The sequence below is a fragment of the Streptomyces sp. NPDC037203 genome, assembly GCF_055605065.1.
This window is the reverse complement of the sequence record NZ_JBVJUC010000006.1, coordinates 330,662-346,556: the sequence shown is the minus strand read 5'-3', so window position 1 is coordinate 346,556 and position 15,895 is coordinate 330,662. Positions and strand designations below refer to the sequence as shown.

The window sequence follows — 15,895 nt, the reverse complement described above, 5'->3', positions numbered from 1 at the left end:
ACAACGGCCCCGCTCCGAGCCGGAGCCCTTCGTCCCCGGCCGCCCACCGGAGTGGCGGAGCGCCGGCCGAGGAAAAGCTCACGGCGCAGGCGCAGTCCGCGCTCGACGCGGCGAGTGACAAGGGTGGTTCCATGATCGAGTCAGGCGTCGAGCGCGTCTCGGACGGGGTGCACACGCGGCCCGGCCTGACCCACGGCGCGGCCTACAAGCTGACCGTGGTGTGCGCTGGGAAGGGGGTCGCGGAGCTCGTCGTGACGCCGTCCGGCGCGGGCGGGAAGAAGGCGGTTCCCTGTGACGGGACCGTGGTCTTCGAGCGTTTGACGGCCGAAGGCCCGGTCAAGGTCGACGTCCAGGGGAAACCCGGCGCGGCGGGCATGGTCGCCTGGCGGATCAACAAGGTCGGTTCGCAGCCCTGACCGGGGCGTCATGCAGTCTGCTCACGCACGTCCACGAGCGTGGCTTGTGCGTGAGCGACGAGTTCCTCCGGTTCGATCGGGAAGACGGCGTACGGCGTCCCGGCGGCGGCCCACACCACGTCGTGCGCGAGCAGCGACCGGTCGGCGAGCACCCGTGTCCGGGTACGGTGCCCGAAGGGCGGCACGCCCCCGATGGCGTAGCCGGTGACCTCCCGCACCGCCTGCGCGTCGGCCCGCCCGACCTTTCCCGCCCCGAGCACCGCGCGGACCCGCTCCACGTCCACCCGCGACGCCCCGCCCATGAGCACGAGCACGGGCACCCCGTCGGCGGCGAACACCAGCGACTTGCAGATCTGGCCGAGTTCACAGCCGACGGCCGCGGCGGCCTCCACGGCGGTCCGGGTCCCCTCGGGAAACCTCCGGGCCCGCCCGAGCACCTCCTCCAGGCCAAGCTCCCTCAGCGCTTGCGCGAAACGCGGGTGCGCTCCTGATCCGTCGGCGTCGGTGGCGGTCTTCGTCATACGGGGCACGCCGCGATCGCTCATAGTCTCCCCAGCGCTTGCTCGATGAGGCCCGTGACTCCCTCGGCGGGAGCGCCTGCGTCCGCATCATCCCATGGCGCAGCTCAAGGATCCGGAGGTCTCGGGGGCTTTCGACCGGTCGTCCGTTGTAGGCGCCGTCGAACATGGTCGGCCTTGTCCAGGAACTCCGGGCGTGGAATGCGCTGGCCCCGCTCGATCTTCCGGATCAGGTCCTCGCCGTAGCCGTACAACGCACGCGACAGCCAGGACCGCACGGGACACCCCCCGGACAAGCAAAAGCCGGTGAGGGTGCAGCCCCGTCCCCACGGGCACCCTCACCGGCCGTTCACAGGCGGAAGCCGTACGTCAGACGCGTACCAGCTCCCGCTCGTCCTCCGTGCCCCGCGCGGCGGACGGCGTGCGCAGGCCCTCGCCCTCGACGTCCACATTGGGCAGGATCCGGTCCAGCCACTTCGGGATCCACCAGGCGCGCTTGCCCAGCAGGGCCAGGACGGCCGGGACGATCGCCATGCGGACGATGAACGCGTCGAAGAAGACGGCGATGGCAAGACCGAAGCCGATCATCTTGACCATGGACTCGCTGGAGCCGATGAAGCCGGAGAAGACGGCGATCATGATGACGGCGGCGGCGGTGACCACGCGGGCGCCGTGCTTGAAGCCCGTCACCACGGCCTGGGTCGGCTTCTCGCCGTGGACGTACGCCTCGCGCATCCGGGTGACGAGGAAGACCTCGTAGTCCATCGCGAGACCGAACACCACGCCCACCATGAAGATCGGCATCATCGACATGACCGGGCCGGTCTGCTGGACGTTCATCAGGCCGGACAGCCAGCCCCACTGGAAGACCGCGACGACCGCGCCGAGTGCCGCGAGCACGCTGAGCAGGAAGCCGAGGGCCGCCTTCAGCGGGACGAGGACCGAGCGGAAGACCACGATCAGGAGCAGGAAGGCCAGGCCCACGACCAGGGCGAGGTAGGGCAGCAGCGCGTCGTTCAGGCGCTGGGAGACGTCGATGTTCATCGCCGTCGAGCCGGTCACCAGAAGCTTGGCGTCCGTCTTCGCGGTGATGTCCGCGCCCTTGCCGCGGATCGTGTGCACCAGATCCTCGGTGGACTTCGAGGAGGGCTTGGACTTGGGCACGACGGTGATGATCGCCGTGTCGCCCGCCTTGTTGGGCGTGGCCGGGGTGACCGCGACGACGTCCTTCAGGCCCTTGATCTCGTTGCCGACCTCGGTGAAGGCCGTCTTGGGGCGGACGCTGTCCTTGGCGTCGACGACGACCATCAGCGGGCCGTTGAAGCCGGCGCCGAAGCCCTCGGACAGCAGGTCGTAGGCGCGGCGCTGGGTGGTGGAGGTGGGCTGCGAGCCGTCGTCGGGCAGGCCCAGTTCCAGGGAGGAGACCGGGACCGCGGCGGCGCCGAGGCCGATCACACCGAGCAGGAGGACCGCGACGGGGCGTCGTACGACGAAACTGGCCCAGCGGGTGCCCATGTTGGGGCGGCCCGGCTTCCCGGCCGGACGGCCGCCGCCGAGCAGCTTGCTTTTCTCACCGGCCGGCTTGACCTTGCGGCCGGCGTAGCCGAGCAGCGCGGGGATCATCGTGAGCGCGATCAGTACGGCGATGGCGACCGTGCCCGCCGCCGCGACGCCCATCTTGGTCAGCATCGGGATGTTGACGACGGAGAGGCCGACCAGCGCGATGACGACGGTCAGGCCCGCGAAGACCACCGCGGAGCCCGCCGTGCCGACGGCGCGGCCCGCCGCCTCCTCGCGCTCGCGGCCCTCGGCGAGTTCGGCGCGGTAGCGGGAGACGATGAACAGGGCGTAGTCGATGCCGACCGCGAGGCCGATCATCATCGCCAGGGTGGAGGTGGTGGAGCCCAGGTCGAGGGCGGTGGCGAGCGCGGTGATGGAGGAGACGCCGATGCCCACGCCGATGAGCGCGGTCAGCAGCGGCAGCCCGGCCGCGAGCAGGGAGCCGAAGGTGATGACGAGGACGACGGCGGCGATGCCGATGCCGATCAGCTCACCGGCGCCCTCCTCGGGCATGGCGGTGAGCGCGTCGCCGCCGACCTCGACGGTCAGCCCGGCGTCCCGCGCCTGCTGCGCGGCCTCCTTCAGCGCGTCGCGCGAGGAGTCCTTCAGCTCCATGCCGGAGACCTTGTACTTCACCGAGGCGTAGGCGATGGAGCCGTCCCGGCTGACCGTGTGCCCGGTGTAGGGGTCGGCGACGGAGGCGACCTCGGAGCCGTGGCCCAACTCGCGCACGGTCTTGTCGACGGCGGCCTTGTTGGCCTGGTCGGTCATCTTCTCGCCGGCCGGCGCCTTGAAGACGACTCGTGCGGTGGCGCCGTCGGCGCTCATGCCGGGGAAGCGCTGCTCCAGCAGGTCGAAGGCCTTCTGCGCCTCGGTGCCGGGGATCGAGAAGGAGGAGTTGCCGGCGGGCGGCGCGGAGGCGGCGCCCACTCCGGCGAGGGTGAGCAGCGCCACCCATATCAGGGCGACGAAGTGCCGTCGCCGGAAGGCGAGCCGGCCGATGCGGTACAGGAATGTGGCCACGGAGGCGTACTCCCGGTCAGGTCGTGGGGTTCATCAGGGCAGGGGTGATCAGCCCGACGACGTGAGCGGTGACGTCAGATGGTGGGCTTGATAGGGAGGTTGTACGAGGAGGGTCAGACGCCGAGGGCGGGGAGGACCACGGCGTCGATGTACGAGGTGAGGAATTCCTGGGTGGGCGGCTGGTCCTCCAGGAGCGTCCTGGTGGCGAAGCCGCCGACCATCATGTGCACCATGAAGTCGATCGCCGGGCAGTCCGGGCGGACCTCGCCCCGGTCGATGGCCCGCTGGAGCATCTGCCGGCCGTTGACGATCTCCGCCTCGACGATCTGCGCGCGGAACGCCTCGCGCAGGTCCTCGTTGTGGTGCATCGCCATGGCGATGCCCCGCATCAGGGCGGAGTTCTGCTCCATGGTGCAGTCGTCCTCCATCGCCACGAGGGCGTGCAGGTCGCCGCGGAGCGAACCGGTGTCGATGTCCGCGATGTGGCCGCGCTTGTTGTGCCGCAGCGCCTTGACCACCAGCTCGGCCTTGCCGCCCCACTGGCGGTAGAGCGTGGCCTTGCTGGACCGGGTGCGGGCGGCGACGGCGTCCATGGTCAGGGCGTCGTAGCCGACCTCCCGGAGCAGGTCGAGCACGGCCTCGTACAGCTCGGCCTCGCGCTCGGGGGTGATCCGACTGCGACGCGCAGCCGCGACGGCCTCGGTCATGTCGCCCACCCTTCCGCTGGGGAAACTTCTCTGTGTACGTCGTTCTCCGTACGTCACTGAAGATACCCCCTCCCCAGAGCGAAACGAAACCGTTTCGTACGTGGGGTCCGTCACGGATGTCTGGAACGCATAAAGCACGGACGCGCGGGACGGACGAAAGCCGCACAAGTTGCCCGCCCCCAGCGCGCGGAAAAGCATGGGGAGGGTGAGCTATCTGCGCTTCCCCCACCTCAGCGGCGACCTGCTGTGCTTCGTGGCCGAGGACGACCTGTGGCTGGCCCCTCTCGACGCCCCCGGCCGCGCCTGGCGGCTCACGGCGGACCGCACCAAGACCGGGCATCCCCGCTTCTCCCCCGACGGCACCCGGATCGCCTACACGAACTGGCGCAGCCTGGTCCCGGAGATCCATCTCGTGGACGTCACCGGCGGCCCCGCGCGGCAGCTGACGTACTGGGGCAGTACCGACACCCAGGTGTGCGGCTGGTCCCCGGACGGCGACATCCTGGCGGTGGCCTCGCACCAGCAGCCGTTCTCCTACTTCACCTGGGCCTACAAGGTGACCACCGACGGCGATCCGGGCGGCCGGCTGCCCTGGGGCCCGGTCACCGAGATCCAGGTCGCCGACCTCGGGGGCGAGCGCAAGACGCTGCTGCTCACCGGCACCCCACCGCACGAACCGGCCTCCTGGAAGCGCTACCGGGGCGGCGCCATGGGCCGCCTGTGGCTGCACGGCGAGCGCCTGCTGCCCGACCTCGGCGGCCATCTGGCCAGCCCCGTGTACGTCGCCGGGCGGATCGCCTTCCTCTCCGACCACGAGGGCGTCGGCAACCTCTACTCCTGCGCCTACGACGGCACCGACCTGCGCCGCCACACCGACCACGACGCCTTCTACGCCCGGCACGCGTCCAGCGACGGCACGCGGGTGGTCTACCAGTGCGCGGGCGACCTGTGGATCGTGGACGACTTCTCCCCGCACGGCATCCCGCGCAAGCTGGACGTCCGCCTCGCCGGGCCCGCCGCGGGCCGGCGCCGCTACCAGGTGCCGGCCGCGCAGAACGTGGACGGCATCTCCGTGGACGAGACCGGCCGGGCCAGCGCGGTCGTGGTGCGCGGCAGCCTGTACTGGCTCACCCACCGCGACGGCCCCGCCCGCACCATCGCGGACACCCCCGGCGTCCGGGTCCGGCTGCCGGAGATGCTGGGCTCCATGGGACAGGTCGCCTATGTGACCGACGCCGAGGGCGAGGACGCGGTGGAGATCGCCCAGCTGCCCCGCGCCACCGGGGACCGCCCGCCCCGCCGGCTCGCCCAGGGCGCCCTCGGCCGGGTCCTGGAGATGGTCTCGGACCCGGACGGCGAGCGCCTGGCCGTCGCCTCCCACGACGGCCGCCTGCTCCTGATCGACGTCCCCGAGGAGCCCGGCGCCGGGGTCCCGGACGCGCCCGGCACCGGGGTCGGCGCCGAGGCCGAGGAGGGCGCGGTCACCGAGCTGATCCGCTCCGCCAACGGGCCCGTGCGCGACCTCGCCTTCTCCCCCGACGGCAGCTGGCTCACCTGGTCCCACCCCGGCATCGGCCGCTCCCTGCGCCAGATCAAGCTGGCCCGGATCAAGGACCGGCTGATCGTGGACGTCACCGACGGCCGCTTCGAGGACGAGACCCCCGTCTTCACCCGCGACGGCCGCTACCTCGCCTTCCTGTCCTGGCGCGGCTTCGACCCGGTGTACGACGTGCACACCGGCGACCTGTCCTTCCCGCTCGGCAGCCGCCCGTACCTGGTGCCGCTGTCCTCGGCGACCCCCTCGCCGTTCGCCCTGAACCCCGAGGGGCGCCCGGCGGCCGGCGGGCTCGACCCGCTGGAGGACGAGGAGGGCGGCGAGGCGGGCGCGGTGACGGTCGAGGTGGAGGGTCTGGCCAGCCGGGTCACCCCGTTCCCGGTGATCGCCTCCAAGTACTCGTCGCTGTACCCGGTCGCGGGCGGCGGCCTGGTCTGGCTGCGCTGGCCGATCTCCGGCGCGCTCGGCGAGACCTTCGTCAACCCGGCCGACACCAGCGGCCGGCCCACGCTGGAGTACTTCAACATCGCCAGGGGGAAGAAGTCCGAACTCGTCGGCCATCTCGACTGGTTCGCGGTGAGCGGGGACGGCACCCGGCTCGTCGTGGTGGACGAGGGCGAGCTGCGCGCGGTGCCCTCCACCGAGATCGGCGACGCCGACAGCACCGTCTGGATCGATCTGCGCCGCATCCTGCACGAGGTGGACCCGCCCGCCGAGTGGCGCCAGGCGTACGACGAGGCGGGCCGGCTCATCCGCGCCTACTTCTGGGATCCGGGCATGAGCGGCATCGACTGGGACGCGGTGCTCGACCAGTACCGCCCGCTGGTCGAACGGGTCGCCTCCCCGGACGAGTTCGCGGATCTGCTGCGCGAGGTCCTCGGCGAACTCGGCACCTCGCACGCCTACGTCACCGCCTCCCGCCGCAACGAGGGCCCGCCGCACTACCAGCGCTGGCAGGGCCTGCTCGGCGCCAACCTGGTGCGCCGGGAGGCCGGCTGGACGGTCCGGCGGATCCTGCCCGGCGACTCCTCGGACTCCAAGGCCCGCTCACCGCTGGCCGGCACCGGCATCCGCGAGGGCGCGGTCCTCACCCATGTCGACGGCCGCCCGGTCGACCCCGTCACGGGCCCCTACCCGCTTCTTGCCGGCTCGGGCGGTACGACGGTGGAGCTGACCTTCGCCCCCGCCGAGGGCACGGGCGGGCCCCGCCGGGTCGCCGTCGTCCCGCTGATCGACGACCGGCCGCTGCGCTACCAGGACTGGGTGGCCAAACGCCGGGACGTGGTGCGGGAGTTGAGCGGCGGCCGATGCGGATACCTGCACATCCCCGACATGGGGGGCTCCGGCTGGGCCCAGTTCAACCGCGATCTGCGCATGGAGGTCTCGCGGCCCGCGCTCCTCGTGGACGTGCGCGGCAACGCGGGCGGCCACATCAGCGAGCTGGTCATCGAGAAGCTGACCCGCACGATCCTGGGCTGGGACCTGACGCGCAACGCCCAGCCGGTGTCGTACACCTCGAACGCGCCCCGCGGACCGGTGGTGGCGCTGGCCGACGAGGCGACCTCCTCCGACGGCGACATGATCACGGCCGCGTTCAAACTCCTGGAGCTGGGCCCGGTGGTGGGGCAGCGGACCTGGGGCGGAGTCGTCGGCATGACCGGCCGGCACCGCCTCGGCGACGGCACCGTCATCACCGTGCCCATGAACGCCGCCTGGTTCGACGCCTACGGCTGGTCCATCGAGAACCACGGCGTCGCCCCGGACCTGGAGATCCTGCGCACCCCCCTGGACTGGGCCGAGGGCCGCCACGCCCAGATGGACGACGCGATCCGACTGGCCCTGGAACTCCTCGAAACCCACCCCGCCGCCGTACCCCCGGACTACTCCGACACCCCCGACCGCTCCCGCCCGAAACTGCCGCCGAGGGCGACGTCGTGAACGGCGGCTCCCGGAAGCGAGCGCGGGGCGCCCTCCGCAGCGGAGGGCGCCCCACCTGCCCGGCCGAAACCGAGCGCCGCGGCTACGCGTCGTAGTCGTGGTCCATCCGGTCCTGCATCTCCGTGTCGTCGATGTTCTGACGACCCCGGTCGGGCTGCTGGCCCTGCTGACCGCGCTGGCCGGCACGCTCACGCGCCTGGCCCGGCTTGTCCTTGCCCATCGGGCGGCCCTGGTTCTGGCCCTGGCGCTGCTGGTCCTTCATACCCATGTGGGTTCACTCCTGTAATGAGTGGGAGCGGGGATCGGCCCCTCGGCGGGGCCAGGACCAGATTCACACGACCCACCACCCTGCGCATGTGGATCAGTTACGGTGGGTGACCCGCGCCGCCTCGTCCGCCGCGCCGCCCGCGCCGACCAGCCCGGACCGCATCCCTTCCAGCCGCGGCCCGAACCGCTTCATCTCCCGTTGCCCCACCGACCCGATGAGCCCCGGCAGATACCCGCGCACGCTCTGCATGCCCCGCAGCCACCACTGCGCGTACACATGCGAGGAGCGCCGCTCGATCCCCGCGACGATCCGGTCCACCGCCGGCCCGAGCGGATACGTCTTGTTGGACGGCCACGGCAGCCGCTGCCGCAACTCCCGCATGACGTCGTCCTGATCGGCCCCGCGCACCATGTCGGTGTCGGTCCACGACAGGTACCCGACGCCGACCCGCACCCCCTGGTAGCCGACCTCGGCCCGCAGGCTGTGCGCGTAGGCCTCCACACCGGACTTGGAGGCGCAGTACGCGGTCATCATAGGCGCCGGGGTGATCGCCGCCAGGGAGGCGATCTGGAGCAGATAGCCCCGGCTCTCCACCAGCACCGGCAGGAACGCGCGGGCGGTCACCGCCGAGCCGATGAGGTTGACCTCGATCACCCGCCGCCAGGCGTCCGGATCGGAGTCGATGAACGGACCGCCCGTCGCCACACCGGCGTTGGCGACCACGATGTCCACCTTGCCGAAGCGTGCCTTCACCTCCCGCGCCACCCGGCTCATCGCCTCGTGGTCGGTGACGTCGGCGTACCAGTGGCCGCTCTCGCCGTGCAGCCGCCCGGAGACCTCCTTCAGGGCCTCCTCCTCCAGGCCGACCAGCGCCACCTTCGCGCCGCGCGCGGAGAGCTTGCGGGCGAGCAACTCGCCGACGCCGCGCGCCGCTCCGGTGACGACCGCGACCTGTCCTTCGAGCCCGACCCTGCTCATGCGCCCTCCTTGATCCGCTGGGGCGCGGGTTCACCGGCCCCCGTGACATACGTGCTGACGAGGTCCCGGATGCGGCCCGTGACCCGCTCGGGCTCCTCGACCGGGGTCATGTGGCCGGCGCCCGGCAGTTCGGTGAGCCCGGCGCACCGCGGGAGTTCGGCGACCAGGGCGTGGGCGTGCACCGGGGGCACGAGGCGGTCGGCCGTGCCGTGTAGGACCGCGGTGGGCATGTCGAGCCGCCGTACGCCGCCGACGAGATCGAGCGCCGCGAGCACACGGGACCAGGCGTGCCGGGCGCCGGTCGGGCAGCCGTGCACGATCCGCGCGCACGCCTCCACCATCTCCGGCGTCGAACGGGCGCCCATCGTGCCGTACTTGAGGATGCGCTTGGCGAGCGGTGTGACCGGTCCGAGCGGGGCGCGCGAGCCGAGGATGCCCGCGCTGAGCCGGGTGCGCAGCGGCCCCTCGCGCAGCGGCAGCACCCGTGCCTCGGCGACCAGCCGCGACCCGCCGGTGCTGGCCAGCAGGACGGCGGCCGCGTGGGCGCGGAACCGGGGCCGTCCGGCCGCCGCCATGACCGCCATGCCGCCCATGGAGTGCCCGGCGACCAGGGCCTGTTCGCCGTCGGCGAGGGTCGCGGCGAGCACCGCCTCCAGGTCGTCCGCGAGCGCGCGGGTGGTGCAGACGGGGCTCGCGGGGCTGCGCCCGTGCCCCCGCTGGTCGTAGACGATCACCCGGTGGTCCCCGGCCAGGTCCCGGATCTGCGCGGCCCAGAAGGCGGTCGAGCAGGTCCAGCCGTGGGAGAGGACGACGGCGGGCGCGCCCTCGGGTCCGTGCACCTCGACGTGCAGCCGGGCGTCGTCGGTGGAGGGGACGGCGAGTACGCGGTCGGGGACGGGCGGGGCGTAGGCACCGGAGGTCATGTGGGTTGCGCGGGGACGGCTCATGCGGCGACCTCGTCGGCCTGCGCGACCGTCGCGTCGGTACGGGACCCGGCCACCGCCCGGATCACCTCGTACTCCCCGAGGTCCACCCGCCGGGTCGCGCGCCGGAACTCGGTGGTCGTACCGGGCCACACGGTGGTGTTGCGCCCGGCTGCGTCGAGGTACCAACTGGTGCAGCCGCCGGTGTTCCACACGGTCCGCTTCATGCGCTCCTGGACCTTGTGGTTCCAGGCCGCGACGGCGCCGGGGCGGGCGTCGAGCGCGGTGCGGCCGCCGAGGACATCGAGCTGGCGCAGGTAGTCGGCCATGTAGTTCAGCTGGGACTCGATCATCAGGATCATGGAGGAGTTGCCGAGGCCGGTGTTGGGCCCGATGACCGTCATGAAGTTCGGGAACCCGGCGGCGGTGGCGCCGCGCAGCGCCTGCATGCCGTCCTTCCACGCCTCGGCGAGGGTGATGCCCTGCGCGCCGACCACGCGCTCGGCGATCGGCATGTCCGTGACGTGGAAGCCCGTACCGAAGACGATCGCGTCGACCTCGGCCTCGGTGCCGTCGGCGGCCACCAGGGTCGAGCCCCGCACCTCACTGAGCCCGCTCGCGACGACGTCCACGTTGGGCCTGGTCAGCGCCGGATAGTAGGTGTTGGACAGCAGGATCCGCTTGCAGCCGATGCGGTAGTCGGGGGTGAGCTTGGCGCGCAGGGCCGGGTCCTTGACCGCGCGGGCCATGTTGCGCCTGGCGAGCTGCTCGACCAGGCCGAGTTCGTCGGGGCGCTTGGTGAACGCCTGCACCTGGAGCTCCCGGATGCCCCACAGCAGGCCGCGCCGCAACTGGGTGGTGAGCGGCAGGGAGCGGTGCAGCCAGCGTTCGGCGGGGCTGATCGCGCGGTCCACGCGGGGCATCACCCAGGGCGGGGTGCGCTGGAAGAGGGTGAGCCGGCCGACCTGCGACTGGATGGCGGGCACGATCTGGATGGCGGAGGCGCCGGTGCCGACCATGGCCACGCGCTTGCCGCGCAGATCGTAGTCGTGGTCCCAGCGGGCGGAGTGGAACACCTTGCCGGGGAAGGAGTCCAGGCCCGGAATGTCGGGCACCTTGGGGTCGGACAGCGGTCCGGTGGCGGAGACGACGACATCGGCGGTCAGCGCTCCGCGCGTGGTCTCGATGCGCCAGCGCAGGTTCTCCGGGTCCCAGCCGAGCAGCTTGACCTCGGCGCCGAAGCGGATCTGCGGGCGCAGTCCGAAGACGTCGGTGACGTGCTCCAGGTAGGCGCGGATGTGCCGCTGCCCGGAGAAGGTGCGCGGCCACTCGGGGTTGGGCGCGAAGGAGAAGGAGTACAGGTGCGAGGGCACGTCGCAGGCGCAGCCCGGATAACTGTTGTCCCGCCAGGTGCCGCCGACGTCCTCGGCGCGCTCCAGGACGACGAAATCGGTGATCCCCTCGCGGCGCAGCCGCACGGCGGCGCCGAGCCCGCCGAAGCCGGACCCGATCACCGCCACCCTCACATGCTCGTGCTCGGCCATCCCGGAGCCTCCACGCATCGTCTTGAAATGCCGTCCGTCAATGCTGCCAGTGAACACTGGCACGATTGGACTGTAGAGCAGCTCCGTACCGAGCGGTAGGGGGCGCGGGAAGGAAAGTTACCGGCGGTACACCATAGGCTTCGGGCGTGGCAGCAGACACCGAACACCCGGAGGCACCCCGTGGGGGCCCGCGCGAGTACCGCACCCAGGAACTGGCGCGCCTGGCCGGCATCACCGTGCGCACCCTGCGCTTCTACCGCGAACGCAAACTGCTGCCGCCGCCCCGCCGCGAGGGCCGTATCGCCTGGTACGACGACCACCACCTGGCCCGGCTGCGCACCATCGGCGCCCTGCTGGAGCGCGGCCACACGCTGACCGGGATCGCGGAGCTGGCCGAGGCCCTGGACCAGGGCCGGGACGTCGCCGACCTGCTCGGCGTCGGCACCCCGACCGAGGAGGAGCCGATCCGCCTCACCCCGGAGGAACTGGCCGCCCGCTTCGAGGGCGAGGTCACCCCGGAGAACCTGGCCGCCGCCATGGAGCTGGGCTACCTGGGCACCGACGGCGACACGATCGTGCACATCAGCCGGCGCCTGCTGGACGTCTCCTCCGCCCTCGTCCGCGAGGGCATCCCGCTCGCCGAGGTCCTCACGGCCGGCGCCCGCGTCCGCGAACACGCCGAGGCCCTGGCCACCCTCTTCTCCGACCTGATCCTGCGCCACGCCCCGGAAGAGGACCTCCACCGCCTGCGCCCCCTCGCCCGCAGCGTGGTGGAGGCGGAGCTGTCCCTGGCCATGGACCGGCAGCTGACCAAGGGGACCTGACCGGCCGGCGCGGGCCTGGTACCGCGCCCTGGTCCGACCTGATCCGAACGGAAGACCCTAGGCGCCGTAGACCACGGTCACCGGCGCGTGGTCGGACCAGCGCTCGGCGTGCGAAGCCGCCCGCTCCACGCGCGCCTTGAGCGCCCGCGCGGCGAGGCCCGGCGTGGCCATCTGGTAGTCGATGCGCCATCCCGAGTCGTTGTCGAACGCCCGCCCCCGGTACGACCACCACGTGTAGGGGCCGTCGACGTCCGGGTGCAGGGCCCGTACGACGTCGACGTAGCCGCCCTCCCCGGCGGCGAGGACCCGGTCGAGCCAGGCGCGCTCCTCGGGCAGGAACCCGGAGTTCCTGGTGTTGCCGCGCCAGTTCTTGAGGTCGGCCTCGCGGTGGGCGATGTTCCAGTCGCCGCACACGACCACCTCGCGCCCCTCGGCGGCGGCGCGTTCACGCAGCGCCCCGAGGTGGTCGAGGAACTCCGCCATGAACCGGACCTTCTCGTCCTGCCGCTCGGTGCCGACCTCGCCGGAGGGGAGGTAGAGGGAGGCGACGGTCACACCGGGCAGGTCGGCCTCGGCATAGCGCCCGCTGCCGTCGAACTCCGCGGACCCGAAGCCGATCCGGACCCGGTCGGGCTCGCGCCGGGTGTACAGGGAGACACCCGCGCGCCCCTTGGCGGCCGCCGGGGCGTGCACGACATGCCAGCCGTCGGGCTCGCGCACCTCCTCCGGCAGCTGGTGCGGCTCGGCGCGCACCTCCTGGAGGCACACGACATCCGCCTCCGTGGCGGCCAGCCACGGCACGAAGCCCTTCTTGGCGGCGGCCCGCAGCCCGTTCACGTTCACCGAGGTCACAGTCAGCACCGAAGCACGATACCGGCACACTGGACGGAGCCCTCACCAGCGAGGGGTACCTCCCGCATGGAAGCGCGATGCCCAGATGAACATTCGCCGCATACGTTTCGACCACCCCGACGCCGTCAAGCTCAACGACGCGGTGCAGGCCGAATACGCCCTCCGTTACGGCGACGACGGCGACGAAACCTTCCTCACCGCCGAGGACTTCCTCCCGCCTCGGGGCGTCTACCTGGTCGCGTACGACGAGTCCGACCGCCCGGTGGCCACCGGCGGCTGGCGCAGCCAGGAGCACAACGAGGAGGGCTACTCGGACGGCGACGCCGAGCTGAAGCGCATGTACGTGATCGAGGAGATGCGCGGCCGGGGCCTGGCCCGCCGGATGCTGGCCGCCCTGGAGGAGGACGCCCGCGCGGCCGGGCGGCGGCGGATGGTCCTGGAGACGGGCACCAAGCAGCCGGAGGCCATCGCCCTGTACACCTCCAGCGGCTACACGCTCTGCCCCAAGTTCGGTTTCTACCGCTTCCACCAGGAGAGCCGCTGCTTCGCGAAGGACCTGTGACCGGGACCGGAGCCATGGGCGCGCGGGGGCCGGAGCGACGGACGCGAAGGCCCCCGCCTCGGCCGCCGGACAGGGCCGGGCGAACCCACCGCGCACCATGCCGTCCTGACACATGTCAAAGCCCCGGTCGGTTTCCCGACCGGGGCTTTGAGCTGCGTGGACCTGAGGGGATTTGAACCCCTGGCCCCCTCGATGCGAACGAGGTGCGCTACCGGACTGCGCCACAGGCCCTTGCAACGAGTGAAACTCTAGCACCCTGATCGGGGTGCTTGGAAATCCGCTCCCGGACTGGTCAGCGGCGGCTTCCCGGATGTGGCGGCCGTCACTCGTTGGCGGCGCGCGGACGGTCCCCGTCCTCGTACTGGTCGAACAGCGGGGTGCGGCCGCGCTCGCGGGAGCGGCGGGCGGAGGCGGCACGCCGCGCGCCGCCGCGGCCGTCGGCCGGCCGGTCCGCCGACGGCGCCGGCTCGCCCTCCCCGGCCGCGGGCGCCTGGCCCGTCTCCTGCTCCGGGACGACCGGGCTGGACCGCGCCGAGCTCCAGGTGTCCGGCCCGCCGAGGTCGACGCCGGAGGTGGCCCGCGGCGCGACCGGCGCGGTCACGTACGTGGGCAGGGGCACCGGAACCGGGTCCCAGCTGTCCCCGTGTCCGGGCCGCCGCTGCCGCTCGCGCTGCTGGTCGACCCACTCGGCGTGGTCGGTCTGCTCCACGAGGGCGCGCCGGTCGGCGGCGAGCGCCAGGAGGCCGGGGTCCGTGTCGGTCCCTGTGGCCCCCTCCGGTTCGTCGGCGGCGCGGGCGGCCTCCGGGGCCGGGCGCCGGCGCGGCTGGCGCTCACGCAGCCGCTGGGCGGCGGCCTCGGCGCGGCGGCGGTCCATCTGGTAGGCGAAGCGGCGGCGTTCCTGGGTGCGCAGATAGGCGATGTACGCGCTGAGGAGCACGGCGGGCCCGGCGGGCGCCCACAGGAAGGCGAGGCCCCCGACGGCGGCGACGATCGCGCCGACGGTGAAGGCGAGGAACAGCAGTACGGTGGTGCGCCGACGGCGCGCGAGCACCTTCGTGCGCCGGGCACGCGCTGCGGCCGCCTGCGCCGAGGGTGACCGGCGGGCCGCCGGTGCGTGCTGCTGCGCCGGGATCGCGGGGGCGTGGCCCCGGTCGGCTTCCGGGCCGCGGGACGCCTCGGGCTCGCTCTCCACCGTGACCTGACGGCGGGTCGGAGGCACGGCGAAGGCCCGGACGTCCACCGAATCGGTGACGGCGTCCGGATCGACGGCGTCCGGCTCCCCCTCCTCGGCGGAGCGCGCCCGCAGGTCCTTGGCGTATCGGCGCTCCATCCCCGCCCGTCCGGAAAGCAGCCGGATGGCGGTGCTGAAGCGTTCCGTCGGACGGGCCTCGTTCAGCTCGTCCTGCCTACGGAGCCACATCGGCACCAAGTAGGCGGCCCAGGCCCCGACAATGACTGCGTAGATGAGGCCGCTGCTGCTCACGACTCACACGGTAGAGGGGTTTGACCGAAGGGATCGGCCAATTGAGCCGGTGTGTCGCACGATCTGGCTGATATTTCCAGCATTTTTTGCGGCCGATACGATCAGAATTTCGAACGCATATTCAATTTCTCGGTCCTTGTGCCGCCGACCGCGCCCGCCGCCACCGTCCCAGCAGCCCGTCCGGCACCTCCTCGGCGGTCAGCGCGAAGACCAGATGGTCGCGCCAGGCGCCGTCGATGTGCAGATAGCGCGGCCGCAGCCCCTCCTCGCGGAAGCCGAGCTTCTCCACCACCCGCCGGCTGGGCCGGTTCTCGGGGCGGATGCACACCTCGATGCGGTGCAGCCCGACCGCGCGGAAACAGTGGTCCACCACCAGCGCGACGGCCGTGGGCATCACCCCGCGGCCGGCCACCGACTCGTCCACCCAGTAACCGATGTGCCCGGAGCACATCGAACCCCAGGTGATCCCGGCGACCGTCAACTGCCCGACCAGGCGCCCCTGGTACTCGATGACGAACGGCAGCATCCGGCCCGCGTGCGCCTCCCGGCGCAGATGCCGGACCATCTGCCGGTACGTCGGCCGGTGCGTGACCGGTCCGCTCGGGGTGGGCGGCGGGATCGTGGCCTCCCAGGGGCGCAGCCAGTCCCGGTTGCGCCGGTTCACCTCGCGCCACTCCCGCTGGTCGCGCAGCTTTATCGGCCGCAGGACGACATCGCCGTCCACCAGCACGACCGGCCAGGTCG

14 protein-coding genes, 1 tRNA gene and 1 pseudogene are annotated in these 15,895 nt (G+C 72.3%); 4 read left to right on the top strand and 12 right to left on the bottom strand.

All coding sequences use genetic code 11. The features are described 5' to 3' along the window. Window positions 1-131 precede the first annotated feature (131 nt). Window positions 132-416: a hypothetical protein gene (locus ACZ7EC_RS19860; protein ID WP_471064169.1), complete on the top strand. Its 285-nt coding sequence runs from the start codon at window positions 132-134 to the stop codon at window positions 414-416. An 8-nt stretch (window positions 417-424) separates the two neighbouring features. Here the strand turns inward: ACZ7EC_RS19860 and ACZ7EC_RS19855 are convergent, their stop codons facing one another. The 4 genes and pseudogenes from ACZ7EC_RS19855 to ACZ7EC_RS19840 form a co-directional block, all read right to left on the bottom strand. Then, window positions 425-937 (bottom strand): YbaK/EbsC family protein, encoded by a 513-nt coding sequence (locus ACZ7EC_RS19855; RefSeq protein WP_471064167.1) that lies wholly within the window; start codon window positions 935-937, stop codon window positions 425-427. 161 nt (window positions 938-1,098) lie between these two features. After that, window positions 1,099-1,191, bottom strand: a pseudogene (locus ACZ7EC_RS19850) (transcriptional regulator); the annotation flags it as partial. 112 nt (window positions 1,192-1,303) lie between these two features. Beyond that, window positions 1,304-3,517 carry an MMPL family transporter gene (locus tag ACZ7EC_RS19845; RefSeq protein ID WP_471064165.1) on the bottom strand — a complete coding sequence of 738 codons (2,214 nt, stop codon included), beginning with the start codon at window positions 3,515-3,517 and terminating at the stop codon, window positions 1,304-1,306. 113 nt (window positions 3,518-3,630) lie between these two features. Continuing rightward, window positions 3,631-4,224: a TetR/AcrR family transcriptional regulator gene (locus ACZ7EC_RS19840; protein WP_471064163.1), complete on the bottom strand. Its 594-nt coding sequence runs from the start codon at window positions 4,222-4,224 to the stop codon at window positions 3,631-3,633. Between the two features lie 205 nt (window positions 4,225-4,429). Between ACZ7EC_RS19840 and ACZ7EC_RS19835 the strand changes: the two genes are divergently transcribed. Continuing rightward, window positions 4,430-7,717 (top strand): S41 family peptidase, encoded by a 3,288-nt coding sequence (locus ACZ7EC_RS19835; RefSeq protein WP_471064161.1) that lies wholly within the window; start codon window positions 4,430-4,432, stop codon window positions 7,715-7,717. An 82-nt stretch (window positions 7,718-7,799) separates the two neighbouring features. Here the strand turns inward: ACZ7EC_RS19835 and ACZ7EC_RS19830 are convergent, their stop codons facing one another. From ACZ7EC_RS19830 to ACZ7EC_RS19815, 4 genes are all read right to left on the bottom strand, one after another. Continuing rightward, the gene (locus ACZ7EC_RS19830) at window positions 7,800-7,985 is read right to left on the bottom strand and encodes a hypothetical protein (RefSeq protein WP_397985516.1); all 186 of its coding nucleotides are present in this window, start codon (window positions 7,983-7,985) and stop codon (window positions 7,800-7,802) included. A 93-nt stretch (window positions 7,986-8,078) separates the two neighbouring features. Next, on the bottom strand, window positions 8,079-8,963 hold the full coding sequence (locus tag ACZ7EC_RS19825; protein WP_471064160.1) for an SDR family oxidoreductase: 885 nt from the start codon (window positions 8,961-8,963) through the stop codon (window positions 8,079-8,081). Then, window positions 8,960-9,910, bottom strand: a complete 951-nt coding sequence (locus tag ACZ7EC_RS19820) for an alpha/beta fold hydrolase (protein WP_471064159.1) — start codon at window positions 9,908-9,910, stop codon at window positions 8,960-8,962. The genes ACZ7EC_RS19825 and ACZ7EC_RS19820 overlap by 4 nt, the downstream gene beginning before the upstream one ends. After that, the gene (locus tag ACZ7EC_RS19815) at window positions 9,907-11,430 is read right to left on the bottom strand and encodes a flavin-containing monooxygenase (RefSeq protein ID WP_471064157.1); all 1,524 of its coding nucleotides are present in this window, start codon (window positions 11,428-11,430) and stop codon (window positions 9,907-9,909) included. The genes ACZ7EC_RS19820 and ACZ7EC_RS19815 overlap by 4 nt, the downstream gene beginning before the upstream one ends. Before the next feature lie 146 nt (window positions 11,431-11,576). Here ACZ7EC_RS19815 and ACZ7EC_RS19810 point away from each other — a divergent pair, with 146 nt between their 5' ends. Further along, complete coding sequence (locus ACZ7EC_RS19810; protein ID WP_471064155.1) at window positions 11,577-12,254, top strand: MerR family transcriptional regulator; 678 nt, start codon at window positions 11,577-11,579, stop codon at window positions 12,252-12,254. 57 nt (window positions 12,255-12,311) lie between these two features. Here ACZ7EC_RS19810 and ACZ7EC_RS19805 read toward each other — a convergent pair whose 3' ends face one another. Continuing rightward, on the bottom strand, window positions 12,312-13,106 hold the full coding sequence (locus ACZ7EC_RS19805; RefSeq protein WP_471064272.1) for an exodeoxyribonuclease III: 795 nt from the start codon (window positions 13,104-13,106) through the stop codon (window positions 12,312-12,314). An 85-nt stretch (window positions 13,107-13,191) separates the two neighbouring features. Between ACZ7EC_RS19805 and ACZ7EC_RS19800 the strand changes: the two genes are divergently transcribed. Then, complete coding sequence (locus ACZ7EC_RS19800) at window positions 13,192-13,668, top strand: GNAT family N-acetyltransferase (RefSeq protein WP_471064153.1); 477 nt, start codon at window positions 13,192-13,194, stop codon at window positions 13,666-13,668. Window positions 13,669-13,825: 157 nt separating this feature from the next. On the opposite strand, the gene ACZ7EC_RS19795 is transcribed toward ACZ7EC_RS19800, so the two are convergent. The 3 genes from ACZ7EC_RS19795 to ACZ7EC_RS19785 form a co-directional block, all read right to left on the bottom strand. Then, window positions 13,826-13,899, bottom strand: a tRNA-Ala gene (locus tag ACZ7EC_RS19795). A 91-nt stretch (window positions 13,900-13,990) separates the two neighbouring features. After that, complete coding sequence (sepX, locus tag ACZ7EC_RS19790; protein WP_471064152.1) at window positions 13,991-15,151, bottom strand: divisome protein SepX/GlpR; 1,161 nt, start codon at window positions 15,149-15,151, stop codon at window positions 13,991-13,993. 121 nt (window positions 15,152-15,272) lie between these two features. After that, window positions 15,273-15,881, bottom strand: coding sequence for a GNAT family N-acetyltransferase (locus ACZ7EC_RS19785; protein WP_471064150.1), 609 nt, complete (start codon window positions 15,879-15,881; stop codon window positions 15,273-15,275). Window positions 15,882-15,895 lie beyond the last annotated feature (14 nt).